Annotated in this window: 2 protein-coding genes; both read left to right on the top strand. The window is 34.2% G+C overall.

Going from position 1 to position 1,825, the window contains the following annotated elements; genetic code table 11:
* Positions 1 to 105 precede the first annotated feature (105 nt).
* Positions 106 to 1,041: a replication initiation protein gene (locus IV64_RS09235; protein ID WP_057706957.1), complete on the top strand. Its 936-nt coding sequence runs from the start codon at positions 106 to 108 to the stop codon at positions 1,039 to 1,041.
* Positions 1,034 to 1,549, top strand: a complete 516-nt coding sequence (locus IV64_RS09240) for a DUF536 domain-containing protein (protein ID WP_057706958.1) — start codon at positions 1,034 to 1,036, stop codon at positions 1,547 to 1,549. The genes IV64_RS09235 and IV64_RS09240 overlap by 8 nt, the downstream gene beginning before the upstream one ends.
* Positions 1,550 to 1,825: the final 276 nt, after the last annotated feature.

The following is a 1,825-nucleotide window of genomic DNA, read 5'->3' on the forward strand; positions in this document are numbered from 1 at the left end:
TCGACTACATTTTGTCTGTTTATCGACTACATTTTGTCTGTTTATCGACTACATTTATTTACTCCTGTATTCAAATAAGGTAGTATTATTCAAGGAGGTTATTTTATGAGCAATGAATTAGTCAAATATGACCCTGAATTAAATACAATCCCCTTGCGAAGGTTTACTCCTGTAGAAATGAACTTGTTCTTTTCTGTAGTTTCTAGAATGCGTGATAAAGGTGATGATACTGTTAGATTTACCTTTGATCAGTTAAAAGAGTTAAGTGCCTATAAGCCAACCGCAAATAATCGGTTTATTGATGACATACAAAGTACATATCAAAAAATACTAGGTCTTAGATTTGGCTCTCGAAGTAAAGATGGTCTTGATAGAGAGATTTTTGTCATGTTCACTCGATTTGAAATTAAGGGATCTGCAGACGTTCCTTATGTTGATATTCAAATTTATCCCAAAGCGTTGAAACTTCTAAATAATCTCGAAAGTTGGGTTCGTTATGCTTTGACAGAGTTCCGAGATTTAAAGAGTAGTTACGCAAAAACAACTTTTCGTATGCTTAAACAATTCCGAACCACTGGTTATGCTTATTTTTCTAAAAATGATTTCTTTGAACTACTAGATATTCCACAAAGCTATTGGAGTAAGCCTGCGAACGTTGAATCTAGGGTTATTCGCCCAATTAAGGAAGAACTAACCCCTTTGTTTAGAGGCCTAACTATACGAAAAAAATATGGTAAAGGTCGTGGGAAACCAGTGATTGGTTATACTTTTACTTGGAAACCTGAAAAGAAAGATGCCAATGATTTTTCTCAAGGAAAATTTCAAGATGAACGTCAAAAACTCTTTAACATTCAGCACAATGATGAATTATCAGATAAAGAAAAGTGGCGTGCAATTGACAAAGTTAAATGCTTACCTTTAGGAACAACTGAAAAACAAGCATTGGCTGAAAAGCAGATTGAACATGATAAAAAAATCAGAGATCAGGCAAGACAAGAAGTACTTGCCGAACTCCGAAAGGGGTTTGGCAATCATGCCTAAAACCATTAGAGAACTTGCTAATGAATTGAAGGTCTCCAAGCAGACTATTCAATATCACTACCAAAGGCTACCAACAAAGAACCGACAAAAAGATCGTCAAGGTACAAACATGATTAGCCTTACAGCTGAAAGGATTATTAGAGATAAGGTAGCAAAGCCTTTGGTAGCAAATAACCAACAAACAGGTAGCAAAAAAGAGACAAAGACTAGCGAAGAAAATAATGAGCTAATCGCTACTCTAAGAAGAGAAGTAGCAGATTTAAAGTCTCAACGTGACAAACAGCTTGCTGCCAAAGACCAACAAATAGAGCATCTAACAAAATTAATAGATCAGCAACAACAACTACAATTAACAACTGTAGAAGAAAATAGAGAGTTAAAAGCCCATATTCAAAAAACAAGTGATTTACTTGAAACTTCTGGGACATTTCAGAAACAACAAAATAATACCTCAGAAGAGGACGTGTATAGAAATAGAAGCGATAAAAAATGGTGGCACTTTTGGTAAAGCTTTCTTATATTAGCCAAAATGTTATATAGTTAATTGACTGAAGAAATCGTATTAAGTTATGACCAATATTCCCTGTAAGCAAACTACACGCTTTTTTTTGGTAACAATTTTAATAAATCTACACTGGTATGGATTGCTCAGAAGTCAATAAATTGGACTATTTTTATTTGCCACTTATTATTTTGATAAGGCAAATTACAAGTTTAATCCGAACAAACCCGGAATCTTTCAATGGCAGTCTGTTGATGATGTATTTTTAATGGTCGTTGATTA

Origin of the sequence: Lactiplantibacillus xiangfangensis, from assembly GCF_001438845.1 — a bacterium.
GTDB lineage: Bacteria > Bacillota > Bacilli > Lactobacillales > Lactobacillaceae > Lactiplantibacillus > Lactiplantibacillus xiangfangensis.